Origin of the sequence: Humibacillus xanthopallidus (assembly GCF_006716675.1) — a bacterium.
Taxonomy (GTDB): Bacteria; Actinomycetota; Actinomycetes; order Actinomycetales; family Dermatophilaceae; genus Humibacillus; species Humibacillus xanthopallidus_B.
Map to the genome: position 1 here is coordinate 1 of NZ_VFPM01000002.1, position 26,324 is coordinate 26,324.

General features: G+C 72.1%; 26 protein-coding genes and 5 pseudogenes. 19 read left to right on the plus strand and 12 right to left on the minus strand.

Going from position 1 to position 26,324, the window contains the following annotated elements; genetic code table 11:
• Positions 1 to 567: pseudogene (locus FBY41_RS07920) on the minus strand (aspartate aminotransferase family protein); the annotation flags it as partial.
• Positions 568 to 779: 212 nt separating this feature from the next.
• Here FBY41_RS07920 and FBY41_RS23860 point away from each other — a divergent pair.
• The 4 genes and pseudogenes from FBY41_RS23860 to FBY41_RS23875 form a co-directional block, all read left to right on the plus strand.
• Positions 780 to 1,043, plus strand: a pseudogene (locus tag FBY41_RS23860) (hypothetical protein); the annotation flags it as partial.
• A 74-nt stretch (positions 1,044 to 1,117) separates the two neighbouring features.
• A complete protein-coding gene (locus FBY41_RS23865) occupies positions 1,118 to 1,621 on the plus strand; it encodes an NAD(P)/FAD-dependent oxidoreductase (RefSeq protein ID WP_260439644.1) in 504 nt (167 codons plus the stop codon).
• Positions 1,622 to 1,811: 190 nt separating this feature from the next.
• Entirely contained in the window at positions 1,812 to 2,024 is a 213-nt protein-coding gene (locus FBY41_RS23870; protein WP_260439816.1) for a hypothetical protein, read from the plus strand.
• Positions 1,982 to 2,221 carry a hypothetical protein gene (locus tag FBY41_RS23875; protein WP_260439645.1) on the plus strand — a complete coding sequence of 80 codons (240 nt, stop codon included), beginning with the start codon at positions 1,982 to 1,984 and terminating at the stop codon, positions 2,219 to 2,221. The genes FBY41_RS23870 and FBY41_RS23875 overlap by 43 nt, the downstream gene beginning before the upstream one ends.
• Positions 2,222 to 2,361: 140 nt before the next feature.
• Here the strand turns inward: FBY41_RS23875 and FBY41_RS23880 are convergent, their stop codons facing one another.
• The 5 genes and pseudogenes from FBY41_RS23880 to FBY41_RS07945 all read right to left on the minus strand — a co-directional run bounded on the left by FBY41_RS23880 (position 2,362) and on the right by FBY41_RS07945 (position 5,151).
• Positions 2,362 to 2,847, minus strand: a complete 486-nt coding sequence (locus FBY41_RS23880) for a 2-phosphosulfolactate phosphatase (RefSeq protein ID WP_260439796.1) — start codon at positions 2,845 to 2,847, stop codon at positions 2,362 to 2,364.
• Positions 2,844 to 3,611: a hypothetical protein gene (locus tag FBY41_RS24160; protein ID WP_311769413.1), complete on the minus strand. Its 768-nt coding sequence runs from the start codon at positions 3,609 to 3,611 to the stop codon at positions 2,844 to 2,846. Before FBY41_RS24160 ends, FBY41_RS23880 begins: the two co-directional genes overlap by 4 nt.
• A gap of 199 nt (positions 3,612 to 3,810) precedes the next feature.
• Positions 3,811 to 3,999: pseudogene (locus FBY41_RS23885) on the minus strand (DsbA family protein); the annotation flags it as partial.
• Positions 3,962 to 4,360: a DsbA family protein gene (locus tag FBY41_RS23890; RefSeq protein WP_260439646.1), complete on the minus strand. Its 399-nt coding sequence runs from the start codon at positions 4,358 to 4,360 to the stop codon at positions 3,962 to 3,964. The pseudogene FBY41_RS23885 and the gene FBY41_RS23890, both read right to left, overlap by 38 nt.
• A gap of 164 nt (positions 4,361 to 4,524) precedes the next feature.
• Complete coding sequence (locus FBY41_RS07945) at positions 4,525 to 5,151, minus strand: alpha/beta fold hydrolase (RefSeq protein ID WP_141843298.1); 627 nt, start codon at positions 5,149 to 5,151, stop codon at positions 4,525 to 4,527.
• A gap of 319 nt (positions 5,152 to 5,470) precedes the next feature.
• On the opposite strand from FBY41_RS07945, the gene FBY41_RS23895 reads away from it, so the two are divergent.
• The 5 genes and pseudogenes from FBY41_RS23895 (at position 5,471) to FBY41_RS07955 (ending at position 7,695) form a co-directional block, all read left to right on the plus strand.
• Positions 5,471 to 5,830 carry an alpha/beta-hydrolase N-terminal domain-containing protein gene (locus FBY41_RS23895; RefSeq protein WP_260439647.1) on the plus strand — a complete coding sequence of 120 codons (360 nt, stop codon included), beginning with the start codon at positions 5,471 to 5,473 and terminating at the stop codon, positions 5,828 to 5,830.
• Entirely contained in the window at positions 5,827 to 5,985 is a 159-nt protein-coding gene (locus tag FBY41_RS23900; RefSeq protein ID WP_260439648.1) for a hypothetical protein, read from the plus strand. The genes FBY41_RS23895 and FBY41_RS23900 overlap by 4 nt, the downstream gene beginning before the upstream one ends.
• A 40-nt stretch (positions 5,986 to 6,025) precedes the next feature.
• Positions 6,026 to 6,707, plus strand: a pseudogene (locus tag FBY41_RS23905) (alpha/beta-hydrolase family protein).
• A gap of 58 nt (positions 6,708 to 6,765) precedes the next feature.
• A pseudogene (locus FBY41_RS23910) lies at positions 6,766 to 7,062 on the plus strand (alpha/beta-hydrolase family protein); the annotation flags it as partial.
• Positions 7,063 to 7,095: 33 nt separating this feature from the next.
• Positions 7,096 to 7,695 (plus strand): hypothetical protein, encoded by a 600-nt coding sequence (locus FBY41_RS07955; protein WP_141843300.1) that lies wholly within the window; start codon positions 7,096 to 7,098, stop codon positions 7,693 to 7,695.
• Positions 7,696 to 7,717: 22 nt separating this feature from the next.
• Here FBY41_RS07955 and FBY41_RS07960 read toward each other — a convergent pair whose 3' ends face one another.
• The 4 genes from FBY41_RS07960 to FBY41_RS07975 are packed head-to-tail and all read right to left on the minus strand — an operon-like array spanning position 7,718 to position 9,990.
• Entirely contained in the window at positions 7,718 to 8,029 is a 312-nt protein-coding gene (locus FBY41_RS07960) for a TFIIB-type zinc ribbon-containing protein (protein ID WP_141843302.1), read from the minus strand.
• Between the two features lie 10 nt (positions 8,030 to 8,039).
• Complete coding sequence (locus FBY41_RS07965; RefSeq protein WP_185748967.1) at positions 8,040 to 8,591, minus strand: phosphotransferase family protein; 552 nt, start codon at positions 8,589 to 8,591, stop codon at positions 8,040 to 8,042.
• Positions 8,579 to 8,962 carry a hypothetical protein gene (locus FBY41_RS07970; RefSeq protein WP_141843305.1) on the minus strand — a complete coding sequence of 128 codons (384 nt, stop codon included), beginning with the start codon at positions 8,960 to 8,962 and terminating at the stop codon, positions 8,579 to 8,581. The genes FBY41_RS07965 and FBY41_RS07970 overlap by 13 nt, the downstream gene beginning before the upstream one ends.
• Positions 8,959 to 9,990 (minus strand): NAD-dependent epimerase/dehydratase family protein, encoded by a 1,032-nt coding sequence (locus FBY41_RS07975; protein ID WP_260439797.1) that lies wholly within the window; start codon positions 9,988 to 9,990, stop codon positions 8,959 to 8,961. The genes FBY41_RS07970 and FBY41_RS07975 overlap by 4 nt, the downstream gene beginning before the upstream one ends.
• A gap of 138 nt (positions 9,991 to 10,128) precedes the next feature.
• On the opposite strand from FBY41_RS07975, the gene FBY41_RS07980 reads away from it, so the two are divergent.
• Genes FBY41_RS07980 through FBY41_RS07990 form a run of 3 tightly spaced genes read left to right on the plus strand, consistent with a single transcriptional unit; the run spans position 10,129 to position 13,515 of the window.
• The gene (locus FBY41_RS07980) at positions 10,129 to 10,860 is read left to right on the plus strand and encodes a dienelactone hydrolase family protein (protein WP_141843309.1); all 732 of its coding nucleotides are present in this window, start codon (positions 10,129 to 10,131) and stop codon (positions 10,858 to 10,860) included.
• A complete protein-coding gene (locus tag FBY41_RS07985) occupies positions 10,860 to 12,662 on the plus strand; it encodes a DUF7800 domain-containing protein (protein WP_141843311.1) in 1,803 nt (600 codons plus the stop codon). Before FBY41_RS07980 ends, FBY41_RS07985 begins: the two co-directional genes overlap by 1 nt.
• A gap of 7 nt (positions 12,663 to 12,669) precedes the next feature.
• Positions 12,670 to 13,515: a DUF4037 domain-containing protein gene (locus FBY41_RS07990; RefSeq protein WP_141843313.1), complete on the plus strand. Its 846-nt coding sequence runs from the start codon at positions 12,670 to 12,672 to the stop codon at positions 13,513 to 13,515.
• Between the two features lie 7 nt (positions 13,516 to 13,522).
• Here FBY41_RS07990 and FBY41_RS07995 read toward each other — a convergent pair whose 3' ends face one another.
• Both FBY41_RS07995 and FBY41_RS08000 read right to left on the minus strand, forming a co-directional pair.
• Positions 13,523 to 14,722: a potassium channel family protein gene (locus FBY41_RS07995; RefSeq protein WP_141843316.1), complete on the minus strand. Its 1,200-nt coding sequence runs from the start codon at positions 14,720 to 14,722 to the stop codon at positions 13,523 to 13,525.
• A 294-nt stretch (positions 14,723 to 15,016) separates the two neighbouring features.
• Positions 15,017 to 15,328, minus strand: a complete 312-nt coding sequence (locus FBY41_RS08000) for a 2TM domain-containing protein (protein ID WP_141843318.1) — start codon at positions 15,326 to 15,328, stop codon at positions 15,017 to 15,019.
• Between the two features lie 275 nt (positions 15,329 to 15,603).
• On the opposite strand from FBY41_RS08000, the gene dnaK reads away from it, so the two are divergent.
• The 7 genes from dnaK to clpB all read left to right on the plus strand — a co-directional run bounded on the left by dnaK (position 15,604) and on the right by clpB (position 26,312).
• A complete protein-coding gene (gene dnaK / locus FBY41_RS08005) occupies positions 15,604 to 17,517 on the plus strand; it encodes a molecular chaperone DnaK (protein ID WP_141843320.1) in 1,914 nt (637 codons plus the stop codon).
• Complete coding sequence (locus FBY41_RS08010) at positions 17,514 to 18,200, plus strand: nucleotide exchange factor GrpE (protein WP_141843321.1); 687 nt, start codon at positions 17,514 to 17,516, stop codon at positions 18,198 to 18,200. Before dnaK ends, FBY41_RS08010 begins: the two co-directional genes overlap by 4 nt.
• 104 nt (positions 18,201 to 18,304) lie before the next feature.
• Complete coding sequence (locus tag FBY41_RS08015; protein WP_141843323.1) at positions 18,305 to 19,330, plus strand: DnaJ C-terminal domain-containing protein; 1,026 nt, start codon at positions 18,305 to 18,307, stop codon at positions 19,328 to 19,330.
• Positions 19,331 to 19,377: 47 nt separating this feature from the next.
• Entirely contained in the window at positions 19,378 to 19,830 is a 453-nt protein-coding gene (locus FBY41_RS08020) for a heat shock protein transcriptional repressor HspR (RefSeq protein ID WP_185748969.1), read from the plus strand.
• 116 nt (positions 19,831 to 19,946) lie between these two features.
• Positions 19,947 to 23,177 (plus strand): ATP-binding protein, encoded by a 3,231-nt coding sequence (locus FBY41_RS08025; protein ID WP_185748970.1) that lies wholly within the window; start codon positions 19,947 to 19,949, stop codon positions 23,175 to 23,177.
• Between the two features lie 39 nt (positions 23,178 to 23,216).
• Positions 23,217 to 23,462: a ribonuclease E inhibitor RraB gene (locus tag FBY41_RS08030; protein ID WP_141843329.1), complete on the plus strand. Its 246-nt coding sequence runs from the start codon at positions 23,217 to 23,219 to the stop codon at positions 23,460 to 23,462.
• Between the two features lie 288 nt (positions 23,463 to 23,750).
• Positions 23,751 to 26,312 (plus strand): ATP-dependent chaperone ClpB, encoded by a 2,562-nt coding sequence (gene clpB / locus FBY41_RS08035; RefSeq protein WP_141843331.1) that lies wholly within the window; start codon positions 23,751 to 23,753, stop codon positions 26,310 to 26,312.
• Positions 26,313 to 26,324 lie beyond the last annotated feature (12 nt).

Sequence of the window (26,324 nt, forward strand, 5' to 3'; positions counted from 1 at the left end):
GTCGTCGGGCAGGACGATGCCGATGTTGGTCAGCGCCGGCTCGACGAGGATCGCCGCGACGTCGCCGTGGGCGAGGGCGCGCTCGAGCGCTCGAGGTCGTTGAACTCGACGACACGGGTCGTCTCCGAGGTCGGCACCGGGGCGCCGATGTTGCTCGGCCGGTCGACGGTCGAGCCGCCTCGCCCAGCGTCGCGAAGGCCTCGTCGACCGAGCCGTGGTAGCACCAGTTGTGCACCACGACCTTGGGCGGCCGGTGAGAAGGCGGGCGTAGCGGATCGCGTGCCGGTTGGCGTCGGTCGCGGTGAGGGTGAACTGCCAGTAGGGCAGACCGAAGCGCTCGGCGAGACCGGTCGAGACCGCGATGGCGTCCTCGGTCGGCAGCATCGTCGTGATGCCTCGGGAGAGCTGCCGGGTCACCGCGTCGACGGTCGCGGCGGGGGAGTGGCCCATCATCGCGCCGGTGTCGCCGAGGCAGAGGTCGACGTGGTCGATGCCGTCGACGCAGGTGAAGTGGGCCCCGGCCGCGCTCTCGACGAAGACCGGGAAGTCGCCCGGCCACTTGACCATCCAGCTCATCGGGACGCCGGGGCATGTGGGCCCGCGCGCGCTCTGCCAGCTCGCGGGAGCGGGGACGGGCGGCGGTGAAGGCGGCACGCTCGCGCTCGTGGAGCCGGGCCAGGCGGGATCGGTCGAGGGAGGTCATGCCGGCATCCTGCCCCGGCGGCGGCTTCCGCGGAAGGGGTATGGGGAATGCCGTTCACCTTCGGAATCCGTAGGCAATGGAACCGCATTCCACCGAAAAGTGTGTGCTGCCCCCACCTTCACCACGACAGGCAGGCGGTGCATACTGCCCGCATGCCTGCGAGCGGATACCGAAGCCTGAGTCTGTGGCACGACACGATGGACGACGACTTCACCCCCGACCGGGGCTCGATCGCGACGTCGAGGTCGACGTCGCGATCGTGGGGGCGGGCTACACCGGGCTGTGGACGGCATACACCTCGTGCGCCGACCCGACGGTCCGCGTCGCCGTCATCGAGCGCGAGATCGCGGGCTTCGGTGCCTCGGGGCGCAACGTGGCTGGTGCTCGGCGCTCTTCCCGGCGTCGCTCCAGCGGATGGCGAGCGAGCGCGGACGCGACGCTGCCGTGCGGATGCAGCACCAGCTGCACGCACGGTGGCCTCCGTCGGCGCCATCGCCGGAGGAGGGCATCGACTGCCACTTCGACCAGGGTGGCTACCTCTCGGTGGCACGCAACCCCGCCCAGCTCGAGCGGGTGCGGGCGGAGGTCGCCGACTTCCACGCCTGGGGGTTCGGGCCGGACGACCACCGGTCCGCCCACGAGGTGGCCGAGTTCGCGCAGGTCTCCGACGCGCTCGGCGGCTCGTGGACGCCGCACTGCGCGGCGATCCACCCCGCGCGGCTCGTGCGTGGGCTCGCGGCCGTCGAGCGACGCGGCGTCACGATCTACGAGCGCACCTCGGCCGTCGACGTGGGCAGCCGGCGCGTCGTCACCCGCACGGCACCGTGCGGGCCGAGCACGTCGTGCTCGCCACCGAGGGCTACACGCCGACGGTCGCGGGCCGCCGGCGGGCGATCGCCCCGGTCTACTCGCTCATGACGGCGACCGAGCCGCTGGGCGACGACATCTGGCAGCAGATCGGCCTCGAGCGCCGCACGACGTTCGCCGACAACCGGCACCTCGTCGTCTACGGTCAGCGCACCCGCGACGGACGCATCGCCTTCGGTGGGCGCGGGGCCCCCTACCATACGCGTCGCGGCTCTCGTCGGCGTACGAGCGCGACGAACGCGTGCACGCGATGCTGCGGCGGATCCTCGTCGAGCTCTTTCCGGTGCTGCGCGACGTCGCCTTCACCCACGCCTGGGGTGGCAACCTCGGCGTGCCGCGCGACTGGTTCCCGTCGGTGCGTCACGACAAGCACACGGGGCTGGCCTTCGCCGGGGCTACGTCGGTGACGGCGTGGCGACCTCCGCGCTCGCGGGCCGCACGCTCGCGGCGATGATCAGCGGCGACGACCCCGACGACCTCGCCTCGCTGCCCTGGGCCGGGCGGACGTCGCGGGCCTGGGAGCCGGAGCCGCTGCGCTGGCTCGGTGTCAACGCCGTCACCGCCCTCATGACCTCGGCCGACTGGTCGGAGCGACGCACCGGCCGCAGCTCGCGCGCCGCCTCGGCCTTCTGGACGGCGATGGGCCAGTAGCCCCAGGCCCTCACTCACCGTCGAGTGCCCAGTTCCCCACGGGGAAGTGGGCACTCGACCGGGAGGCTGCGTCGAGTGCTCGGTTTCGGACGTCGTGGGTGCGTCGGGAAGTGGGCACTCGACGGCGAGTGGGAACCCGGTCAGGCCGGGCGGAAGGCCCCGTCGCGCAGGACCGGGACGGCGGTCGACGCATCGAGCTCGGCCGCGATCCTGACGTCGTCGGGCCAGCCCTGGGCCACGAGCTCGCGCCCGCTCGCCGACCTCTCCAAGGCCGCGGGCACGTCGTCCTCGACGGTGAGCCAGGCCGCCAGCGCGGCGCTCGCCTCGGGGCTGAGAAGCAGGGGGCCGGCCTGGTGCTCGAGCCGCTCGACGAGCGAGGCGACGAATGCGCCTGCGCCCCAGAGGTCTTCGACTGCAGGGCGCAGCGACCCATCCGGCCAGCGCTCTCCCGCCGGCACGACGACGACAGCCGGCTGTCGACCTCGGGCCGCCACCATCTTGCCCACGACCCACCGTGCGGCAGCCGCCCGGTTGCGCAGCGACACCGCGACGACGTCGGCACCCGCGTCGGCGAGCTGGTGACTGATCGTCGAGCCGTTCGGTGACGGCAGGACGAGAGCGCTCACCCCCGACGCCTCACGAATCGACTTGGGAGACAGGCTGATCGGCGGTATGCCGTCCGGCTGGCCACCAGCCGAGGCCTTGCGTGACGCTGACCTCGGCACCGCGAGCCGCGCCCCGAGCCGCTCGGCGTGCGCGACGGCCGAGTCGTCCTTCCAGCGGTAGGGGTGCACGGGATGGCGGCGTCCGCCGCCACCGAGACGCAGGTCGTGAAGCTCAGCACGTCGATGACGACGGCGGTGACGGCGGCGCGGGACGCGACGGCATACCGCGTCAGGGCCTCGGCGCCCGTTGGACCCCACTCGAGGCGCACGACGTGGCCGTCCTGGCTGTGCCACGGCGGAGCCGGGCGCGCGACCCCGTCGCTCACGACCTGTCGCCGTCGTCGAGCAGGCGAACCAGCCGGGCCGGCGCCGTGAGCCGGTAGGACGCGTCGACGAGCTCGGCCACCTCGTCCCACGCCACCTGCTCCACCGAGCCCGCCGGAGCGAAGTCGAGCCCCAGCCAGCCGTAGGGCCCCAGGTAGGGGCTCGAAGAAGCGGTCGTCGGCGAGCAGCGCCGGCCGGTCGGCGGCGTCGGGCAGGAAGACGAGGGAGCGGGCGTAGGGCTCGGGGTCGTGGTCGCCCCGGACCACCGCGCCATAGCCGGCGAAGACCTTCTTCGTGAAGAAGTTCGGCCGGCCGTGCGAGACCTTCTCCTGCGCCTCGGGCAGCGCGAGGCAGATCTCGCGCAGCCGCGCGAGGTAGGGGTCGGCGTCCTCGAACATCACGGGGGGCCATGCCCTCCACGGTAGGGGCCTCAGCGGGCGCAGGGCCCCCACCGCAGCCGTCGGCTCCGCAGGCCCCGCCGCAGCCGCCACCGACGGCGACCGGCTCGGGCTGCTCGTGACGGTTGGCCCAGGCGGTCTCGAGCGCCTGCGTGAAGACCTCGACGGGCTGCGCGCCGGAGACGCCGTACTTGCGGTCCAAGACGTAGAAGGGCACCGACTCGATGCCGAGCATCTTGGCGGTGGCCTCGTCGCTGCGCACGTGGTTGCCGAAGTCGTCGGACTCGAGCATCGCGCGCACCTCGGACTCGTCGAGCCCGATCTCGGTGGCGAGGCCGACGAGGGTGTCACGGTCACCGACCGCGAGACCGTCGGTGAAGTAGGCGCGCATGAGGCGCTCGGGCGGCGTCGGCGAGGCCGTGCTCCGCCGCGAGGTGCACGACGCGGTGCGCGTCGAAGGTGTTGCCGTAGCGGGCCTGCTCCCAGTTGAACTCGAGCCCGAGCTCGGTCGCGGCGGCCGCCATCGAGCGGTGCTGGGCGACGGCCTGCTCCTGGCTCGTGCCGTACTTCGCCGCGACGAGGTCGACGAGGGGGAGGTCCGCGACGGCCGGCGCGCCCCGGTCGAGCTCGAAGCTGTGCCACGTCACCTCGACGTCGTCGCGGTGCTCGAACGCGCCGAGGGCGGCCTCGAGCCGGCGCTTGCCGAGGTAGCAGAAGGGGCACACGATGTCGGACCAGATGTCGATCTTCACGGTCCTGCACCTACCCGCGGGCCGCGTTCTCCCCGCATCGGGTCATCTGCGTCACGCACCCGCGCGATGACCGCCCTCGCGCACTCGCGCGGCCGCCGCTCGGGCAGCCAGTGGTTGGTCGTCGAGCTCGACGAACGTGTAGGGGCCGGTCACGTGCTCGCGGGTCAGCTCGGCCGCAGTCCTGCCGAGGGCGGAGTCCGCGGAGCCCCAGACGAAGGTGGCCGGCACCGACACCGGTGGGCGGGCACGTGCGAGGAGGCGGTGGCGCGGTACCAGCCGATCGGCCCGGCGAGCGCGTCCGCGTGGGCGAGGTGGGCGGCATACCGCTCGGCGTCCTCGAGGGGCATGCCGGTGCGCACGACGATGGAGTGGAAGAGGGCGGCGACGACCCGCTCGGGCACCCACGGCACCTGGAAGGCCGCCATGTACCACGACTTGAGCTGCTGCCCTCGGTCCGACCTCAGTGCACGCGAGAGGGCGGCGGGGTGGGGTGTCGAGAGTGCCGTGACCGTCGCGACGCGGTCGGGGTGGTTGGCCGCCAGCAGCCAGCGACGGCGCCGCCAGTCGTGCCCGACGACGTGCGCGCGCGAGACCCCGGCGGCGTCGAGCAGGGCGAGCACGTCGGCGAGCAGCTCCTCGAGGCGGTATGCCGCCGGCCGGGTGGGCGCGCGCGCGCGCCGCGCTGTAGCGCGCGCTGTGCGTGGAGGTGCGAGGGTGCGAGACCGGGTCGTGGAGCAGCGGTGCGATGCGGTGCCAGCAGGTGCGATCGGGGGGAAGCCGTGCAGCAGCACGCCGTCTCGCCCCCGACCGGCCCTCGTCGTCGACCTCGAAGGTGAGGCGCGCGGGTGAAGGAGTGCAGTCGCGCCGGGTCGTCAGCCATCTGCCCATCATGACGCCTGCGGGCGGGGCGGCCCCCGGCAGTCCTTGGGCGGTCCCGGCCGCTCGTGTAGCGGTCTCAGGGCCCGCTCCGGGAGAAACCTGAGGTCTCGGCCGCCGCGGGGACTACCGTGGAGGTATGCCCACCACCACCGCCCACCTGCGCACCGGTCGCCGGTGGTGGCACGTCTCGGGCACAGGGGTCTTCTTCGGCGCGGCCTACGTATCATCGCGATGTCGCCGAGCCTGCTGCCGCGCACCTGGTACTACCAGGGCATGATCACCGGGCTGTGCGCCGCGGCCGGCTATGCGCTAGGGTCGTGCTCGCGTGGCTGGTGCGGACGATCGCTCGCGTCATCGACCTGCGCATCATTGGTCAGTGGCGAGGCGCGGCACTGGATCCTCGTCGCCGCGCCCGTCTTCGCCGCGGTGGCCGTCGTCGCCGTGACCGTCTCGAACGTCCGGTCGCAGGCCCCGCACCGCCGCCGTCGTGGGGCTCGCCCGCTGAGCCCGCTCGACTGGGTGCTCGCCCTCCTGCTGGCCGCAGCCATCACCGCCGCTCTCATCGCCCTCGCGCGCGGGTGCGCGGCATGACGCACCGGCTCGCCGAGGCCGCCGGCCACGTGCTGCCCAAGACGATCGCGTCGGGGGTGGCCATCGTCGTCGTCGTGCTCACGACGGCGTGGGTGAGCGACAGCGTCGTCTTCCACCGCGGATCCAGGCCTTCGCCGGCGTTGCGGCGCAAGTGAACTCGAGCCCACCGGTGGGGCGGGCCGCTCCGGCTCGCCGCTGCGCTCGGGTGGGCCGGGGTCGCTCGAGAGCTATGCGAGTCTCGGCTACCAGGGCCAGATGTTCGTCACGAGCGCCCCGACGCCGGCGCAGATCACGGCCGCCACGGGACGCGACGCGATCGAGCCCATCCGGGTCTATGCCGGCCGCTCGCCGGACGAGTCGATCGACGAGGTGGTCGACTCGGTCGTGGCCGAGCTCCGGCGCACGGGCGCCTTCGAGCGCCGGGTGCTCGCCGTCATCACGACGACGGGTACGGGCTGGGTCGACGACTGGTCGGCGCAGTCGATCGAGTACCTCAGCAACGGCGATCAGTGCGATCGCGGCGATGCAGTACTCTACCTGCCGAGCGCCCTGTCGATGATGACCGACCGCGACACCCCGCGCGAGGCCGGCAAGGCGCTCTTCGACCGGGTGCATGCCGTGTGGAGCAGCCTCCCCGAGGACCGGCTCCCAGCTCGTCGTCGGCGGGGAGTCCCTCGGCTCGTACGGCGGCCACGCCGCCTTCACCGACGCCGCCGACATGCTGCGCAAGGCGCAGGGCGGGGTGTGGGTCGGCACGCCGAGCTTCACCGGGATCGCGATGGAGCTGACGGCTCGCCGCAACGAGGGCTCGCCCGAGATCGTCCCCGTCGTCGACGCGGGACGCCACATCCGCTTCGTCGCCGGCAGCGACGGCTGACCACGACTACTACGGCCGCGACTACGGCACGTGGGACTTCCCCCGCTTCGTCTACGCCCAGCACCCCTCCGACCCCGTCGTCTGGTGGAACCCCGCACTGCTCGGCGCCGAGCCGGAGTGGCTGCGCGAGCCTCGCGGACGCGACGTCAACCCGGACGTCACGTGGATCCCGTTCGTCACCTTCTGGCAGCTGACGACCGACATGGCGGTCGGCCACGACCCGCCCGACGGCTACGGCCACCGCTACGGAGCCGAGCTCGTGCCGGCCTGGGGGTCGGTGCTCGGCGGGTCGCCGACCGACGACTACTCGGCGATCATCGCGGGCATCGAGAAGACGGTGAGCCGGGTCGAGTGAGCGACCCGGGCGGCGCTGACCTACGCTCGGCGGGTGCCGGTGCAGCGTTTCCACGGACAGATCGCCGGCATCGGCTCGGCGTCGGGCACCCGTGTCGTCGTCGGGTCGTGGCACCGGACCCCGCTGGGGTCCTTCGGTGACGCCATGGTCGAGACGGCGTCGGGCCACCGGGTTCTCGTCGCGCCGAGCCCCGAGGTGGCGGCCTTCATCGAGGCGACCTACGCCTTCGACGAGGTGCGTCTCGAGCCGGTCACCGTGACCTCCGCGGAGCACGGGTGGCATGTCGAGTCGCCGTCGCTCCTGCTCGACCTGAGCGTCGGGGGGCGTATGCCGCTCGGCCGGCTCCTGCGGCTCGTGCCGTCCCGCATCGCCACGAGCCGGGCATGGGCAACCGCCGTTGATCCGTTCGCACGGGTTGCCCTGCGCGGCGTGCGAACTCGAGGAACCGCCCTCGAGGGCCGGCGGGAGTACTACGGGGCGACCGACCTCCACGCCGTCACCAGCCTCGTCGGCTCGTTCGACGGGGAGCCGCTCGGAGCGCTCGCCCCGGTGGACCCGCCGTGCCGGTTCGGATTCTCGTCCACGCCGACGCGGCCGTCGGTGACGGCGGTCGTCACGACGGTGGTCACCTAGCGGGAGCCGCCTGGGGCCCGGGTCAGCTCGAGAAGAAGAGGCCGGCCATGCCCTTCTTGCGGTACTTCTTGCCGCCGTGGTGGCCCCACGACGGACCGCCGTACTGCTGCGGCGGCGGGTGCGCCACGAAGCGGGCCTCCAGCTGCGACAGGTGCTCGAACTCGCCGAAGTCGAGGAAGATGCCCCGGCACTGGTCGCACTGCTCGACGTGGACGCCGTTGCGGTCATAGGTGCGCATCGCGCCCCGGCACTTCGGGCAGATGAATCCCTGCGGCTGGTACGCGGCTGCCCCGGTGGCGTCCTGGTGCGGGAAGGGCGGCGGTTGCTGGCTCATGGGGCCATCCTCACATCCGGGCGCAAGCCTGCAACAGGGCTGATGCTGAGATCTCACTGGATGCCGGCTGGATGGCGAGCTCGCGCACCGCGGCGACGAAGACGGCACACCGGGCAGGCAGGTCGAGGCGTGGCCACGGGTCGCTGTCGTGGGGGATGCCCGGGCCGCCGGCGGCGCGGTACGCGTCGATGAAGGTGCCCCAGTCCTCGTCGTCGAGCAGCCCCGCGGCCCAGAAGCCGGCCGGCCGGCCGAGGTCCCATGCGGGGTCCCCGAGCCCGACGTCGTCGATGTCGAGCAACCGCCAGCCGTCGCCGTCGTGCGCCAGCTGGCCGAGGTGCCAGTCGCCGTGGACCAGCGACCCGCGGCGTGAGTCTCCGGGCTGCGCGCCATCCCTGCGCTGCGCCACCAGCTGTGCTGCCAGCTGTGCTGCCAGCGGTGCGCCCACCGTCGACAGCAGGTGCCGGACGTCGTCACCGATGCCTAGGTCGGCGACCCGCGCCAGCGCTCGGTCGACCCTGTCGCCCCCGCCGTGCGCGCCGAGCCGTGCGGTCACCGCGTCCACCGGCGTGCGGTGCAGGCGGGCGAGGAGTTCGCCGGCCGCCGCCCACGGCAGATCGCCGTCGTCCGGACCCAGCACGTCGACGCGGGCCAGGCCGTGACGAGACGGCCGCTCGCCGGGTCCGTCACAGGCCTGCTCGACAACGGGGGCACGACGAGACCACGGGCAGCCAGCTGCCCCGAGGCCGCGAGCCGACGTGACAGGGCGGCGGCATCCGTCCGCAGGTGGTGGACCTTCACGACGACGTCCCCGACGTGGACGACGAGCGCACCGGACGGGGTGTGGACCCGTCGGACCGGCGACCCGTCGCGGACCCCGCGGCTCAGCCTGGCGGCATACGCCCTGAGCCACGCGTCGGAGGGTTCGGCCGTCACCCGGGGATTGTCGCCGACGCAGCCGGGCGATAGCGCTCGTCGAGGTGACCGGCGTCGACGAGCCAGGTGATCGTGTCGCGGATCGTGTCGTCCCACGCGCGCGGCTGCAGGTGGAGCTCCGTGCGGGCCGGGCTGTCGTCGAGCCGCGTGTCGCGGATCGTGATCTCGACGCCCTCACGGTCGGCCGGATAGTGCCACGACGCCGGGAGGCGAGCGTTCACGGCATCGATCGGTGCCGTCGCCTGTGCGGCGATGGCCTTGGGCAGGGTGAGGTGAGGGCGCCTGCGGGCGATCGCCCGCTCGACCGCGCCGAACAGCTCCCTGCCGCCGACGTGGTGACCCGGCACGACGAAGCGGCGCGGCCCGCGCCCCGCCTCGATGACGCCGACCACGGTGGCGGCCACGTCGCGCACGTCGACGCAGTGGTAGCCCCCGGCGGGCCACACCGGCAGGCGACCTCGCACGACAGCCACGAGACGGGCGGCCTGGTCGCCGAGATGGGGGTCGTACGGGCCGTAGACGCCCCCGGGATAGACCGACACGACGGGCGAGCCGGTCTCCTGCAGGCGGCGGGCGACCCGCTCGGACTCGGTCTTCGACGCCGCGTAGGGCATCTCCAGGTCGCCGAGGGGCAGGTCCGGACCGCTGGGACCGCGCCGCGTCAGCGCGACCGTGGACGATATGTGCACCACGGGGTCGCACCCGGCCGCGACGGCACGGCCGAGCACAGCCTCGGTGGCGGCCAGGTTGGTGGCCGTCACCTCGGCAGCCCGTCGGGGGTCCACCGAGAAGACGGCCGCGGCGTGCACGACGGCGTCGCAGCCGTCGAGGGCCTGGCTGATGAGCGCCTCGTCGCGCACGTCGCCCACCACGACGTCATCGGGCGGGACCGCGTCCGCGAGGCCGTGTGGCGCGAGCGCCGACTGCACGCGCTCGGGTCGGCGCGCGAGCAGTCGCACCTCGTGGCCGGCCGCCAGCAGGCCGACGACGACGTGCGACCCGACGAAACCGGTGCCTCCGGTGACCATCACCTTCACCGTCCCAGTGTCCGGTGCACTGACGGGTCGCGCAGGACTATCGGCGAAGAGCGCTGCCGTTCGCCGAACCGTCGCGACGAGACCGGCAGCTACGGACCGCTCCTCAGTCTTCGCTGGTAAGACAGGGGGATGGGAACGATGATCGAGCTGCCCCAGCATGACCTGACCGCCTACCGCGCCGACCCGCCCGGCGAGGTGCGCGGGGCCGTCGTCGTCATCCAGGAGATCTGGGGTCTGGCCGACCACATCAAGGACGTCGCGGACCGCTTCGCGGCAGAGGGCTACCTCGCGGTCGCCCCCGACCTGCTCGGGCACATCGGCCTCACGCCGGAGGTCGGCGCCGAGCTGCAGCAGCTGATGGCAGCCGACGAGGCGACGCGCACGGCGGCCCAGCCGCGCATGCGGGAGGCGCTGGGTGGTGCCCGGTCGCCGGAGTTCGCCGCCTGGGCGGTGCCGGCGCTGCGGTCCGTCGTCGACCTGCTCCTCGAACAGCCCGGGGTCGACGGCTCGGTGGGGGTCGTCGGTTTCTGCTTCGGCGGCTCCTACAGCTACGCACTCGCACTCGCCGAGCCCCGGCTCCGCGCCGCCGTCGCCTTCTACGGCGGCTTCCCCGAGACCGGTGACCCCGCCACGATCAGCTGCCCCGTCCTCGCGTTCTACGGCGAGGAGGACCACGGCATCACCGACGGCGTGCCGGAGCTCGAGCAGCGCATGGCCGATGCCGGTGTCGACTTCACGGCGCGCGTCTACCACGAGGTCGGGCACGCCTTCTTCAACGACACCTCGCCCTCGCGCTACGACGCGGAGGCGGCCGGCGACGCCTGGCAGCGCACACTCGACTTCTTCGGACGTCACCTCTGATGGCCGGGTCGCCGGGCCCCCTCGTCCTGGGCCCCATGCTGCGCTACATCGGCGAGACCGACGCCACCGTCTGGGTCGAGACGTCCGGCGCCGACGTCGTCACGGTTGAGGCCGACGGCCGCGAGTGGCGCGCGCCGACGTTCAGCGTCAAGGGGCACCACTACGCCCTCGTCGTCGTCGACGGGCTCGCCCCCGGCGACGAGCTGCCGTATGCCGTCCGGATCGGCGACGAGCCCGTGTGGCCGCCTGCGGGCCACGCCTTCCCGCCACCGCGCATCCGCACCATCGACCGGTCGAGGCCGACGCGGCTGCTCTTCGGCTCGTGTCGCACGAGCGTGTCGCACGACCGGGCAGGCAATGCCAGCAACGGCGTCGACGCGCTGCGGACCCTCGCCCTCGCTCTCGCCGACGGTGCGGCGCAGTGGCCCGACCTGCTCGCCTTCGTCGGCGACCAGGTCTATGCCGACGAGACGTCCGAGGAGATGCGGGCCTTCATCGCCGCCCGGCGTGACATCACTCAGCCGCCGGGGGAGGAGATCAAGGACTACGAGGAGTACGCCCACCTCTACGGCCTCGCCTGGAGCGACGACGCGATCCGGTGGCTGCTCTCCTCCTTGCCGAGCTGCATGATCTTCGACGACCACGACATCCGTGACGACTGGAACACGTCGTGGACGTGGCAGGAGGAGATCAACCGCACCCCGTGGTGGCACGAGCGGCTCATGGGCGGGCTCTCGTCGTACTGGGTCTACCAGCACCTCGGCAACCTCCCTCCGGGGGAGCTGGCCGAGGACGAGGTGTATTCGCGGCTGCTCGGCACCTCGGGCGCTGGGGGCGCTGGCGGCGTTGCGGGTGCTGGCGGCGCTGGCGGCGTTGCGGGCGCCGACGGGCCGAAGGCCGGGGAGGTCGATCTCACCGAGCCGCTCTTCGACCTCGCCCGCCGGGTCGACCGCCACCCGGAGGTCTACCGCTGGAGCTACCGGCGCGACCTCGGTGACTGCCGGCTCGTCGTCGTCGACTCGCGGGCGGCCCGCGTGCTCGACCCCCACCACCGCTCGATGCTCGATCCCGACGAGATGGCCTGGCTCGACGAGCAGCTGACCGGAGACGTCGAGCACCTCTTCATCGGCACGTCGCTGCCGTTCCTGCTGCCCCCCGGCCTGCACGACTTCGAGGCCATCGACGAGGTGCTGGCGGAGGGCGCGCACGGGCGCCTCGTCGCGACCGTCGCCGAGCGGGCCCGGCAGAGCATCGACCTCGAGCACTGGGCGGCGTTCAACGAGGGCTTCGCCGAGGTCTTCGACATCGTCATGGACGTGGCCCGGGGCAACCGCGGCCGGGCCCCGTCGACGATCGTCTTCCTCTCGGGCGACGTCCACAACTCCTACCTCGCCGAGGTCACGGACGCCGCCGAGCGGCACGGCGCGCGCTCCCGCATCGTCCAGGCCGTCTGCTCGCCGATCCGCAACCCCATGCCGCGTGCGGTCAGGGTGATGATGTCGGCCTTCGCGCGCAGTCTCGTGCGCCCGATGCGCTTCGTCGCCGGCCGTTCGAAGCGGGTGCCCGACCCGGCCTACCCGTGGCTCGTCACCGACGGCCCGTGGTTCGACAACTGCCTCGCAGAGGCGACGATCCAGGGCCCCGACGTCGCCATCGTGTGGCGGGGCGGGGAGGTGCGCGACGGCGACGACCTGCACCCGGTGCTGACGACGGTCGGTGCGGTGCGCATCCCCGGAGGTCAGGACGTCGGTGTCGGCATCGGCGAGAGCGCGGCTGACGAGCGGCACACCGTCACGCGATGATGCCGGGGTGACACCGACCGCGCCCGTGGCCCGCCGCCTCGAGATCGCCCGTCGCGCAGCGCGCGCCTACCGGGCCGACGCCGCCGTCGCCGCCGTCCTCGTCGCCGGCTCGGTCGCTCGCGGCCTCGCCGACGACGCCTCGGACGTCGAGCTCGACGTCTACTGGTCGCGGCCACCGAGCATCCGGCAGAGACGCGCCGCCGTCGAGGGAGCCGGCTGGCAACGGGTCTACGCCGAGGAGGACGAGCACGAGTGGGCCGACGGGCTCATGGTCGACGGCGTCAAGATCGATGTCAGCGGTTTCGTGACGACGACGATCGACGACTACCTCGACCGGGCCGCCCGCGGCGACACGGAGGCCGAGCTCCAGGTGCGCATCACTGCCCTGCTCGACGGAGTCACCCTGCACGGCGAGCCGGTCCTCGACGCCTGGCGCTCGCGGTGCCGGCCCTACCCCGAGCCGCTCGCGCGGGCCATGGTCGAGCAGGGCCTCGACCTGCGCCCGCAGGAGCGACTCGAGATGCTCGCCGCCCGTGACGACGTCGTGCTCCTCCACCGTGACCTCGTCGACGGTGTGCAGGGCGTGCTCGACGCCCTCTTCGGCGCCAACCGGGTCTACGCGCCCCACCCTTTCCACAAGTGGCTCACGTGGGAGGCCACCCTGCTGGCCCAGCGCCCCGACGATCTCGAGGAGCGCATCCGGTCCCTCCTCGCTGCGACGCCGGCCGAGGCCGCAGCGATGATGGGGGCCCTCGTCCACGACACCTTCGAGCTCGCGGAGCGGCTCGTTCCCGGCGCCGACCTCGGGCCTCTGCGGGCGGCATACGACCTGCGGCGCGTGACCGGCAGCTAGCGCCCGCTCACGAGGCGGAGGGGGCGCGCCGCCACCGGTTGGGCGCGGCCGGCACAGCAGGTATGCCGTGTGGCTCCTCGAGCGCCTCGGGCTCGTCACGCTCGAGGGCGTTCTCGGGGTCGAGGGGGCTGAGGCTGCCGAGGCTCTCAGCGACGACGACGGCGTCGTCACCGGGCCTCAGGCGGAAGTCGGTCTTGGGGTTGGTGACGGTCATGCCGTCGCGCACGACGGCGAGCAGCGTGGCCTCGTGCTCCTGGCGGAGCCGGGCCGAGAGCTCGTCGGTCGTGAGGTCGACGTAGTCGTCGGGCAGAGCGACCCGGTAGAGCTCCGAGCCGTCGCCCCCCGAGACGATGTCGGTGACGAGCTCGGCGAGGCCCGGGTAGAGCGCCGAGCGTGCGAGCAGCCGCGAGGCGAGGGTCGAGGTCACGAGGATCTCGTCGGCGTGGGCGCGCTCGAAGTGCTCGACGTGCTTGGGGTTGTTGACCTCGACGACCGTGCGCACCGCGGGGGCCAGCGACTCGATGGCGAGCACGGCGAGGATCGAGCGCATGTCGGCCTCGTTGCTGCCGTCCGCCGGGAAGACGATGGCGGCACTGGCCTGCTCGATGCCCGCGCGCTCGAGGTCGTGGGCGTTCGTCACGTCGCCGCGCACGAAGTAGACGCCCATCCCGGCCGGGTTGGACTCGGCGTCGTGGACGAGCACGATCTTCGAGGTGAACTCGTCGCCCCGCAGCTCCTCGATGAGCTCGCGCGCGGTGGCGTTCCAGCCGCACACGACGATGTGGTTCTCGTAGCCGGCAGCACCCATGCCCTGGCCCTCCTTGAGCAGGTAGTCGATGACGAAGCCGACGAGGGCCGCCGTGAGCGCGGCGACGATCGCCACGCCGAAGAAGGCGAGCAGCCAGCCGATGACGAAGCCCGGCGCCGAGTTCACGTAGCTCGGGTCGCCCGAGCCGATGACGGTGGTCACCGCCCAGTAGAAGGAGTCGCCGAGGCCGTGGAGCGAGCGCTTCTCGACCTCGAAGACCGTGACGAGGAACGCCGCGACGAAGACGAACGCGATGACGGCCAGCAGCAGGGTGCGGAAGAAGTGGAGGTCGACGTCGCCGCTGATCCGCCTGAGGTGGAAGGTGATCCGCTTGACGATCGGCAGCGCGGTGAGGGGTCGGAAGGGCGCGGCGACAACCCGCTTCACCGCTGCACGCATGAGACCCCCCGTCCGACGACGCGCGGGCCAACCCGCAGGACTCCTCAGACATGGTCTCGCGAGCGGCCGCGCGGCGCAGCGGAATCCGCGACGGTATTCACGCGCCGGATGGAGCGAATCGCCGTGAAGCGGGCGTTCTGACCGTTTCCTCCTGTCAGCGGCTGGAGGCACAGGCAGCGGGGACGCCGCTCAGCGGCGCCGCCGGGGTCTCATGCCAAGCGGCGGCGTCGCTGCGGTCGCGCGGGCCTGTCGGTGTGCCGGTGCGCCGGCTGGTGTGCCGGCCGGCGTCGCCGGTCAGGAGTGCCGCATCCGCAGGCGGTTCATCTCGGCCTCGACCTCGGCCGGCCCCGGCTCCGGGCTGAGGACGTCCCAGACGTTGAAGGCCAAGCCGATGCCCCAGCCGAGCAGGATGAAGATGGGCCAGAAGAAGCCCGCTCCGCTCACCCACCAGATGCCGACGAGCAGGAGGTTGACCATCACGTAGGCGATGGCGTGAGCCTGCAGGTCCCGCTTCGCCTTGAGGTGCTTGAGTGCCAGCGCGCGGAGGTCGTCATCCACCCGGTCCGGTGGGACCTCGGCGCCTGGCGGCACGATCGGGTTGCTCATCGTGATCTCCCTTCCACCTCCAGCGTGCGACGCGCGCACCGGGTCGCGGCAGGGCCGTTGGTCCTGCCATCCGAGGCATCCCGAGGCATCCCGAGGCCGTCGACGCGCGCGAGCGCCATCGACCCCGAGGTGGTGGGGAACAATCGAGCTGCACCCAGAGTTGAGTCGAGTGAACGCAAGATTTGCGAGTCCGGCTTTGACAATCGCTGGCCGGGCGCGCAGATTTGCTCCGAAGCCCCATCTCAACAGCACCATCACGCAACGAGGAGTCACCCATGGCACGTGCGGTCGGAATCGACCTCGGTACCACCAACTCGGCAGTCTCCGTCCTGGAGGGCGGCGAGCCGAGCATCATCGCGAACGCCGAGGGCGGGCGCACGACGCCCTCCGTCGTCGCGTTCTCCAAGAACGGCGAGGTCCTCGTCGGTGAGGTCGCCAAGCGCCAGGCCGTCACCAACGTCGACCGGACGATTCGCTCGGTCAAGCGCCACATGGGCACGAGCTGGAAGTCGCCCGAGATCGACGGCAAGACCTACACGGCCCAGGAGATCAGCGCCCGCATCCTCCAGAAGCTCAAGCGCGACGCCGAGGCCTACCTCGGCGAGACCGTCACCGACGCGGTCATCACCGTGCCCGCCTACTTCGACGACGCCGAGCGCCAGGCCACCAAGGAGGCCGGTGAGATCGCCGGGCTCAACGTCCTGCGCATCGTCAACGAGCCGACCGCCGCGGCGCTCGCCTACGGCCTCGACAAGGGCAAGGAGGACGAGCTCATCCTCGTCTTCGACCTCGGTGGCGGCACGTTCGACGTGTCCCTCCTCGAGGTGGGCAAGGACGCCGAGGACGGCTTCGCGACGATCCAGGTGCGCGCGACCAACGGTGACAACCACCTCGGTGGCGACGACTGGGACGACATGCTCGTCCAGCACCTCATCACGCAGGTGAAGAACAAGACGGGCCAGGACCTGTCCAAGGACAAGATCGCCATGCAGCGCCTCCGTGACGAGGCCGAGCGCGCCAAGAAGGAGCTCTCCACCGCGACGAGCACCAACATCTCGGCGCAGTACATCTCGATGACGCCCGAGGGCCCGATCCACCTCGACGAGAACATCACGCGGGCGCAGTTCGAGCAGATGACGAAGTCGCTGCTCGACCGCACCAAGGCCCCCTTCCACAAGGTCATCGAGGACGCCGGCATCAAGGTCGCCGACATCGACCACGTCGTGCTCGTCGGTGGCTCGACCCGCATGCCCGCCGTCACGGCCCTCGTCAAGGAGCTGACCGGCGGCAAGGAGCCCAACAAGGGCGTCAACCCCGACGAGGTCGTCGCCATGGGCGCGAGCCTGCAGGCCGGTGTCCTCAAGGGCGAGCGCAAGGACGTCCTGCTCATCGACGTCACGCCGCTCTCGCTCGGCATCGAGACCAAGGGTGGCCTGTTCACCAAGCTCATCGAGCGCAACACGGCCATCCCGACGAAGCGCTCCGAGATCTTCAGCACCGCCGACGACAACCAGCCGTCGGTCCTCATCCAGGTCTTCCAGGGTGAGCGCGAGATCGCGCAGCACAACAAGTCGCTCGGCACCTTCGAGCTGACCGGCATCGCGCCGGCGCCGCGCGGCGTGCCGAAGATCGAGGTCACCTTCGACATCGACGCCAACGGCATCGTCAACGTCTCCGCCAAGGACCAGGGCACTGGCAAGGAGCAGAAGATGACGATCACCGGCGGCTCGGCCCTGTCGAAGGACGAGATCGACAAGATGGTCAAGGACGCCGAGGCCCACGCCGACGAGGACCGCAAGCGCCGTGAGGAGGCCGAGGTCCGCAACCAGGCCGAGCAGCTGATCTTCTCGACCGAGAACTTCCTCAAGGAGTCCGGCGACAAGATCCCGGCCGACGTCAAGACCCCGGTCGACGAGTCGCTCGCCGACCTCAAGGCCGCCATCGCCGAGGGCTCCGAGGCGAGCGCCGACGACATCAAGGCCAAGATCGAGGACCTCAACACCAAGTCGCAGGCCATGGGCCAGGCGCTGTATGCCGCGGAGCAGGCTTCCGCCAGTGCCGCGGGTTCCGCTGGGGCGCAGGACTCCTCGGCTGACACCGGCGCCTCGACCGGTGCGGGCTCGGCCGCCGACGACGACGTCGTCGATGCCGAGGTCGTCGACGAGGACGAGACCAAGGACGCCAAGTGACCGACACGACCGGAACCCCGACCCCTGAGGGCGCACAGCCCGAGGGTGTCGAGACCGAGTCGGCCACGACGGCCGCTGAGTCGGCCGCCGCGACCGAGGGAGCCGGCAGCGCATCTGCTGCCGGCTCCCCGGCCGGGGCGGGTGCGGGTCACCACCGCTACTTCGAGGGTGGCCCCGGAGCCTCGTCCGAGCCCGGTGGTGAGGACGAGTTCGACCACGGCGCCGGCGAGAGCGAGAGCGAGGTGCTGGCGCGTGAGGACGCGCTGGCAGCCTCCTACCTCTCCGACCTGCAGCGGCTGCAGGCCGAGTACGTCAACTACAAGAAGCGGGTCGACCGCGACCGTGACGTCATCCGCAACGCTGCCGTCGGCAGCGTCGTGGAGTCGCTGCTCCCGGTGCTCGACGACATCCACATGGCCCGCCAGGTCGGCGACCTCGCCAACGGTCCGTTCTCCGCGATCGCCGACAAGCTCGAGGCCATCCTCGGTCGCTACGGCGTCGAGCGGCTCGGCGAGGCCGGCCAGGAGTTCGACCCCAACGTGCACGAGGCCCTCATGCACGTCGAGGCCGACCTGCCCGAGGGAGCCACCGGCACGCACGTCGTGCAGGTGCTCCAGCCCGGCTACCGCATCGGCGAGCGCCTCGTGCGCGCGGCGAGGGTCTCGGTTGCCGACGCAGGCTGAGCGTGACACCTCCCGGCGCGGGGTGACCCGCGTCGGGACCCCCGGGTCGGGAGACATGCAGCATGATGTGAGGATCCAGCCACACGATCAGAAGGAGGTGCGCCGTGGCTAGTCAGGACTGGTTCGAGAAGGACTTCTACGCCACCCTCGGCGTGCCCCAGGACGCCGACGCGGCGGTGATCAAGAAGGCCTACCGCAAGCTCGCCCGTGACCTGCACCCCGACCACAACGTCGGCAACACCCAGGCCGAGGAGCGCTTCAAGGAGATCGGCGAGGCGTATGCCGTGCTCTCCGACCCCGAGCAGCGTCGCGAGTACGACGCGGTCCGTGCCATGTCGCACGGCGGCGCGCGCTTCACCGCGGGCGGGCCCGGCGGTGGCGGCGCCGGCTTCGAAGACATCTTCTCCGCGTTCGGCGGGCCGGGTGGCCCCGGAGGGGGCGGCCAGCGCGTGCGCTTCGACACGACCGGTGGCGGGCAGCCCAACATCGAGGACCTCCTCGGTCAGATGTTCGGCGGCAGTGCCGGCGGCTTCGGCGGCCGCCAGGGCTACGGCGGCTTCGGCTCCACGGCCGGGCCCCGGCCGGGCGCCGACGTGCAGGCGAGCACGAGCATCGGCTTCCGCGACGCCGTCGAGGGCTCGACCGTCACCCTCACCTCGCCCGACCTCGGCCGCATCACGGCCCGCATCCCTCCGGGCGTCAAGGACGGCCAGCGGATCCGCTTGCGCGGCAAGGGTCGTCAGGGTGACCCCGGCGCTGCGCCCGGCGACCTCATCCTCACGGTGACCGTCGGCAAGCACCCCGTCTTCGGGCGTGACGGCGACAACCTGACGATCGACCTGCCCGTCACCTTCGCCGAGGCCGCGCTGGGCGCGACCGTGTCGGTGCCGACGCTCGATGGCGGGTCGGTCAAGGTCAAGGTCGCCCCCGGCACCCCGAGCGGCCGCGTGCTGCGGCTCAAGGGCCGTGGCGTGACGCGCGGCGACCACAAGGGCGACCTGCTCGCGAAGGTCCAGGTCGTCGTGCCGCAGCGGCTCACCGACGAGGCCCGAGAGGCGATCGAGAAGATGGCAGCGGCCGAGGACGGCCACGACCCGCGGGCCGAGCTCTTCCAGCGGGCCCGGGCCTGACGGCATACGGCAGCAACCCGCCGGCACAGCGAAGGACGGTGATGACGATGGCACGCAGGAACGCCCGCGCGGGCGGCCACGACGACGACGCCCCGGTGTTCGTCATCTCGGTCGCGGCCGAGCTCGCCGGCATGCACGCCCAGACGCTGCGCCAGTACGACCGGCTCGGGCTCGTCACGCCGTCGCGCACCCGCGGTGGCGGCCGCCGCTACAGCACGCGCGACGTGGCCCTCCTGCGCGAGGTGCAGCGGCTGTCGCAGGAGGGCGTCTCGCTCGCCGGCATCCAGCGCATCCTCGAGCTCGAGACGCAGGTCGACGCGCTCCAGGCGAAGGTGGCCGAGCTGACCGAGGCGCTCGACCAGGCGCGTGCCGCGCTCGCGTCGGGCTCGCGCGTCTTCGCCGTGGGGCCGATGGGTGAGGTCGTGCCGATTCGTCCCGGTCAGCGGCCACCTCGCCATGCATCGTCGCAGGCCCTCGTCGTGTGGAGACCCGAGCGCTAGCGGCTGAATCGTCAACCGCATGTGCAAGACTGTGGGGCCGCCTCGAGCAAAGGGGTGTCAAGTGCAGTAGCTGGATGCCGCCGGAGGCCTCTCGTGATTTTGATTCCGGAGGTCGAGTGACCCCGCACTACCCGGACGCCGAGTCGACGGCCGACCTCACTGCAGGTTCCCTGGCGAAGGTCTCGGACCACCCGGGTGAGATGCAGGAGCTCTTCTCCCTCACCGACTGGGGCGCAACGCAGCTCGGGCCGGTCGAGAGCTGGCCCGCGCGTCTGCGCACCATCGTCGACATCTGTCTGTCGTCGCGCTTCCCCATGCTCGTCTGCTGGGGTCCCGACCTCGTCATGATCTACAACGACGGCTACCGCACCCTCCTCGGGGCGACGAAGCACCCCGGGGCGTGGGGCCGCCCCGTGCGCGACGTGTGGCCCGAGATCTGGGACGTCATCGGGCCGATGTTCGACGGCGTCGTCCAGGGCGGGCCGCCGACCTGGGTCGAGGACGGACTCCTCCTCGTCGACCGCTTCGGCTTCGTCGAGGAGGCCTACTTCACGTGGACCTACGGCGCCATCCACGACGACTCGGGTGAGGACGTCGTCGGCATCCTCAACGTGGCGACCGAGGTCACCGCGAAGGTCCTGGCCGAGCGCCGGGCCCGGGTGTCGGCCGAGCTCGTCGCCGCCCTTGCCGACGTCCGGTCCGACGAGGACGTCCGTCGGCGCGCCCTGGAGGTGCTCGGCGCCCACACCGAGGACCACCTCTGGGTCGACCTCGTGTGGGCCGACGGGCGCGAGCCGGCGGCGTCAGTCGACGCCGACCAGCCGAGCGCCGCCGCAGGGGAGGGTGACGGGGCGGTGCACGTGCTGCCGGTCCTCGAGCCGGGCCTGCACGAGCCGACCGCCCACCTGCACCTCACGGCAAACCCGCGCCGCCCGTGGGACGGTCCGCTCCAGGTGTACGCCGAGCTCTGTGCCTCGCACGTCGCCATGGCGCTGAGCGGCGTGCGCCGCCTCCAGGAGGAGCGTCACCGCGCCGAGGTGTTGACCGCCCTCGACACGGCCAAGTCCGACTTCTTCGCCAACGTCAGCCACGAGCTGCGCACGCCGCTCACGCTCATCGCCGGGCCGGTGCAGGACGCGCTGAAGAACCCCGACCTCGGAGACGAGGCGCGCGAGCGCTTCGAGCTCATCCGCCGCAACACCGACCGCCTCGTCGGGCTCGTCGACCGCATTCTCGACCTCACGCGCGTCGAGGCGGGCGCGGTGGAGCCGCACTGGGTGCAGACCGACGTGCGCGCGGTCCTCACCGGTGTCGCCGCCAACTTCCGGCCGGCCATCGAGCGGCTCGGTCTCGACTTCTCCGTCGAGCTCGACGACCTCGACCACGACACCTTCCTCGATGTCGACATGCTCGAGCGCATCGTGCTCAACCTGCTCTCGAACGCCCTTAAGTTCACCCCGCGCGGAAGCATCACGCTGCGTCTCGCGGCCGAGGGCGACGGCTACGTCGTGTCCGTGACCGACACGGGCATCGGCATCGCCGAGCGCGACCTCGAGCTCGTCTTCGACCGCTTCCGACAGCTGAGCCGCGACGACGAGCGTCGCTCGCGCGAGGGCGCCGGCATCGGGCTCTCGCTCGTCCAGCAGCTCGTCGCGCTGCTCGGTGGGCGCATCTCCGTGGAGTCCGCCGAGGGTGAGGGCAGCACCTTCACCGTCGCGCTGCCGTGGGGCGCGCCGGCTTCGCACTCGGCGACCCGGCCGTCGATCACCCCGCGGTCGGTCGAGTCGTTCATCACCGAGGCGAGCGGCTGGGCGCTGCGCTCCATCGACGCCACCGACACGGCCGCGGTCGAGGTCGAGCAGCGACCCGACTCCAGCTCACGTCTGGCCGATGCCCCCGGTGCCGGCTCGAGGGCGGCCAAGGCGGCGGCGGAGGCCGCTGCCGTCGCCCTCGGTGTGGAGGTGGAGCGGCCCCGCCTGCTCCTCGTCGAGGACAACGCCGACATGCGTGACTACACGGCGCGTCACCTCGCCGCCGACTACGACGTCGTGCCCGTCGGCGACGGCCGCGAGGCCCTCGACCGGATGCGTATCGACCCGCCCATCGACCTCGTCCTCGCCGACGTCATGATGCCGCGCATGGACGGGCTCGAGCTGGTCCGGCAGATCCGTGCCGACGAGCGGCTGCGCGACGTGCCGGTCGTGCTGCTGTCCGCGCGCGCCGGGGTGGAGGCGAGCACGACGGGCCTGCTCGAGGGCGCCGACGACTACGTCGTCAAGCCCTTCCAGCCCGACGAGCTGCGCGCCCGGCTCGCGTCCAACCTCGTGCGCGCCCAGTCCCGGTCTCGCGACGCGGCCTGGCTGCGGGCGATCCTCGGCTCGATCCAGGAGCCGGTCGTCGTCTGCGACACCAACGGGCTGGTCGTCGAGATCAACGCCGCCTTCACGCAGGCCTACGGCTGGTCCCTCGCCGACGGCCCGCTCGTGCCGCCCTACCCGTGGTGGGTCTCCGCCGAGCACCTTCCCGACGAACGCCGTGCGGCAGAGCGTCGGATGGACCTCCTGCGGGCCGGGCAGCCCGTCATGGACGACCACTACCGCGTCCTGCGCAAGGGCGGCGGGGAGGCGTGGGTCCACATGCGCGCGGCCCTCGTGCCCGCCACGCCGGAGCACGCGGGCTTCGTCATCGTCGTGGCCCGCGACGAGACCCGTGAGCGGGAGTCGCGCATGCGCCGTGAGCTCGCGGCGCGGATCGCCGTCGACCTGGCGGCCGCCGACGACCTCGAGTCGGTGCTCGCGACGGCCGTCACGGGCTTCACGGTGCTCTTCGACGGCGAGGTGAGCCTGCGCGTGGCCCCCGAGCGCGGCGACACGGTCGTGCTGAGCCCGCGCGGTCGGGTCCGGCCCGAGCAGCTGCCGCACCCGGCGCGCCAGGGACTCCTCGGCAAGGGCAGCACCGACCTTCGTGCGGGGGAGAAGCGCGAGGGCCTGCTCCTCGCCCCGACCTCCCAGCGCTCCGACTGCCGGGCGTGGGTGCAGTTCGACGAGCCGCGCCTTGTGCCGTCCGACGAGCTCATCGTCGGCGACCTGCTCGCGCAGGCCCTCGGCCAGGCCGTCGACCGCGTCGTCGACCGCCGCGACAGCGCCGCCAAGCAGGAGCAGCTCGGCCAGGCCATCGAGAGCCACCGGCTCATCGGGCAGGCGGTGGGCATCCTCATCGAGCGCCACCGCACGACGCCGGTCGAGGCCTTCGAGATGCTGCGCCAGGCGTCCCTGAGCCGCAACATCAAGCTCCGCGAGATCGCGACGCGCGTCGTCGAGTCCGGCGAGGAGCCGACGACCGCCTGATCCGGCGCGTCCACGGCCGCGGTCTGAGAGACTGCGGCCGTGGACGCTGAGCACCTCCTCGTCTTCCCCGACCGTGACGCGGCCGAGCTCGTCGCCGAGCAGTTCGAGGCCGCCGGCCTCGCCGACGTCCGCGTCATCCGTGAGGCGCTCGCCGGCGAGGACGACTCCGAGGCCCACGAGTGGGCCGTGCACGTGCGAACCCCCGACGACCCGGGGTATGCCGTCGAGTTCCTCGCGATCGCCGAGCGCCACGACGGGTGGTACGACCCCCACCCACACGGCTGAGATCATCGCCGGCGCCGTCCACGCCAGCGTCGGGAACGGGGCACCCGACCGTCGAGTGCTCAACTTCCGTCGTCGAGAACTGGGCACTCGACCGTCGAGTGCGCACTTGTGGTCGTTGGGAACTGGGCACTCGACCGTCGGGTGCTCAACTTCCGTCGTCGAGAACTGGGCACTCGACCGTCGAGTGCCACGTTGGTCACGTTCTTGCGCGTTCACAAAGTTGAGTGGAATAGACTCAAGTCGGCACGAGTTGTCGCAGGTGTTCGCCACCCCTGACCAGGAGACCGCATGGACCTTCAGCTGACCACCAAGGCGCAGGAGGCCTTCGCCCAGGCCGCCACCACCGCCACGGGCAAGCACCACCCCGCCATCGAGCCCGCCCACCTGCTGCTCGCCCTCGCCGCACAGACGGGCACGACGACGCCCGCCCTGCTGACGGCGGGCGGTTCGAGCGTGGCCGCCGCGACCGCCGCAGCGGAGCGAGCCATGGCCTCCCTGCCCCAGGTCAGCGGGGTCGCCCAGCAGCCGCAGCTCTCCCCGGCCTCCCTGCGGGCGATCCAGCAGGCGCAGCAGTACATGACCTCGATGGGCGACTCCTACGTCTCCACCGACCACCTGCTGCTCGCGCTCGCGCGCACGGGCCAGTTCGCGCTCGATGCCGATGCCATCGAGAAGGCGATCCCTGACCTGCGCGGCGGCCGCCCCGTCACCTCCGACAACCCGGAGGGCACCTTCGAGGCGCTCGCGAAGTACGGCACCGACCTCACCGCCCGCGCCCGCGAGGGCAAGCTCGACCCCGTCATCGGACGTGACGCCGAGATCCGCCGCGTCGTGCAGGTGCTCTCGCGCCGCACGAAGAACAACCCCGTCCTCATCGGCGAGCCCGGCGTCGGCAAGACCGCCGTCGTCGAGGGGCTCGCCCAGCGCATCGTCGAGGGCGACGTGCCCGAGAGCCTGCGTGACAAGACCCTCTACAGCCTGGACCTTGCCGCGATGGTGGCCGGCGCGAAGTACCGCGGCGAGTTCGAGGAGCGGCTCAAGGCCGTCCTCGAGGAGATCCAGGGCTCCGACGGCCAGATCGTCACCTTCATCGACGAGATCCACACCGTCGTCGGCGCGGGGGCCGGTGGCGAGGGCGCGATGGACGCCGGCAACATGCTCAAGCCCATGCTCGCCCGCGGCGAGCTGCGCCTCGTCGGTGCGACGACCCTCGACGAGTACCGCAAGCACATCGAGAAGGACGCCGCGCTCGAGCGCCGCTTCCAGCAGGTCTTCGTCGGTGAGCCGTCCGTCGAGGACACCATCGCGATCCTCCGCGGTCTCAAGGAGCGCTACGAGGCCCACCACAAGGTGACGATCGCCGACGCCGCCCTCGTCGCGGCCGCGAGCCTCTCCGACCGCTACATCAGCGGGCGCCAGCTCCCCGACAAGGCCATCGACCTCATCGACGAGGCGGCGTCGCGACTGCGCATGGAGATCGACTCGAGCCCCGTCGAGATCGACGAGCTCCGCCGTGCCGTCGACCGACTCAAGATGGAGGAGTTCGCCCTCGCGCAGGAGACCGACGCGGCCTCGCGCGACCGCCTCGAGCGGCTGCGCAAGGACCTCGCCGACCGCTCGGAGGAGCTCGCGGCGCTCAACGCCCGGTGGGAGGCCGAGAAGTCCGGCCTCAACGCCGTCGGCGACCTCAAGGCCCGCGTCGACGACCTGCGCACCCAGGCCGACCGGCTCCAGCGCGAGGGCGACCTCGGCGCCGCGTCGAAGATCCTCTACGGCGACATCCCCGCCCTCGAGAAGCAGCTCGCCGACGCGCAGGAGCGCGAGGCCGCAGCCACGGCCGACGACGAGGGTCCGATGGTCAAGGAGGAGGTCGGCGCCGACGACATCGCCGACGTCATCTCCGCGTGGACCGGCATCCCGGCCGGGCGCCTGCTCGAGGGCGAGACCGAGAAGCTGCTGCACATGGAGCAGCACATCGGTGCCCGCCTCATCGGTCAGGCCGACGCCGTGCGCGCGGTGTCGGACGCCGTGCGACGCACCCGCGCCGGGGTCTCCGACCCCGACCGGCCCACGGGCAGCTTCCTCTTCCTCGGCCCGACCGGTGTCGGCAAGACCGAGCTGGCCAAGAGCCTCGCCGACTTCCTCTTCGACGACGAGCGGGCCATGGTCCGCATCGACATGTCGGAGTACTCCGAGCGGCACTCCGTCGCGCGCCTCATCGGCGCCCCTCCTGGCTACGTCGGCTACGAGGAGGGCGGCCAGCTCACCGAGGCCGTGCGCCGTCGGCCCTACTCGGTCATCCTGCTCGACGAGGTCGAGAAGGCCCACCCCGAGACGTTCGACATCCTGCTCCAGGTGCTCGACGACGGGCGTCTCACCGACGGCCAGGGCCGCACGGTCGACTTTCGCAACGTCATCCTCGTGCTCACCTCGAACCTCGGGTCGCAGTTCCTCATCGACCCGCTGCTCTCGCCGGAGGAGCGCCGTGAGTCGGTCATGACGGTCGTGCGCTCGACCTTCAAGCCGGAGTTCCTCAACCGGCTCGACGAGGTCGTCGTCTTCGATGCGCTGAGCCGCGAGGACCTCGCGCACATCGTCGACCTGCAGGTGCGTGCCTTCGGTGCGCGCCTGGCGGACCGGCGGATCACCCTGTCGGTGACAGACCCGGCGCGCGAGTGGCTCGCCGCCCGCGGCTACGACCCGGCCTACGGTGCCCGACCGCTGCGCCGCCTCGTGCAGCGCGAGATCGGCGACCGGCTCGCCCGCGCGCTGCTCGCCGGGGAGGTGCGCGACGGGTCGACCGTCACCGTCGACGTCGACGAGGCCGGAGAGGCGCTCGTCCTCGGCTGACCGCTGGACGAC

Excerpts from the sequence above, each read along its gene's own strand:
- FBY41_RS23865 (WP_260439644.1), top strand. The coding sequence starts at position 1,118 with ATGGCGAGCGAGCGCGGACGCGACGCTGCCGTGCGGATGCAGCACCAG.
- FBY41_RS23895 (WP_260439647.1), top strand. The coding sequence starts at position 5,471 with ATGTCGCCGAGCCTGCTGCCGCGCACCTGGTACTACCAGGGCATGATC.
- FBY41_RS23900 (WP_260439648.1), top strand. The coding sequence starts at position 5,827 with ATGACGCACCGGCTCGCCGAGGCCGCCGGCCACGTGCTGCCCAAGACG.
- FBY41_RS07960 (WP_141843302.1), bottom strand. The coding sequence starts at position 8,029 with ATGAGCCAGCAACCGCCGCCCTTCCCGCACCAGGACGCCACCGGGGCA.
- FBY41_RS07975 (WP_260439797.1), bottom strand. The coding sequence starts at position 9,990 with ATGGTCACCGGAGGCACCGGTTTCGTCGGGTCGCACGTCGTCGTCGGC.
- FBY41_RS07980 (WP_141843309.1), top strand. The coding sequence starts at position 10,129 with ATGGGAACGATGATCGAGCTGCCCCAGCATGACCTGACCGCCTACCGC.
- FBY41_RS07985 (WP_141843311.1), top strand. The coding sequence starts at position 10,860 with ATGGCCGGGTCGCCGGGCCCCCTCGTCCTGGGCCCCATGCTGCGCTAC.
- FBY41_RS07995 (WP_141843316.1), bottom strand. The coding sequence starts at position 14,722 with ATGCGTGCAGCGGTGAAGCGGGTTGTCGCCGCGCCCTTCCGACCCCTC.
- FBY41_RS08000 (WP_141843318.1), bottom strand. The coding sequence starts at position 15,328 with ATGAGCAACCCGATCGTGCCGCCAGGCGCCGAGGTCCCACCGGACCGG.
- dnaK (WP_141843320.1), top strand. The coding sequence starts at position 15,604 with ATGGCACGTGCGGTCGGAATCGACCTCGGTACCACCAACTCGGCAGTC.
- FBY41_RS08020 (WP_185748969.1), top strand. The coding sequence starts at position 19,378 with ATGGCACGCAGGAACGCCCGCGCGGGCGGCCACGACGACGACGCCCCG.
- clpB (WP_141843331.1), top strand. The coding sequence starts at position 23,751 with ATGGACCTTCAGCTGACCACCAAGGCGCAGGAGGCCTTCGCCCAGGCC.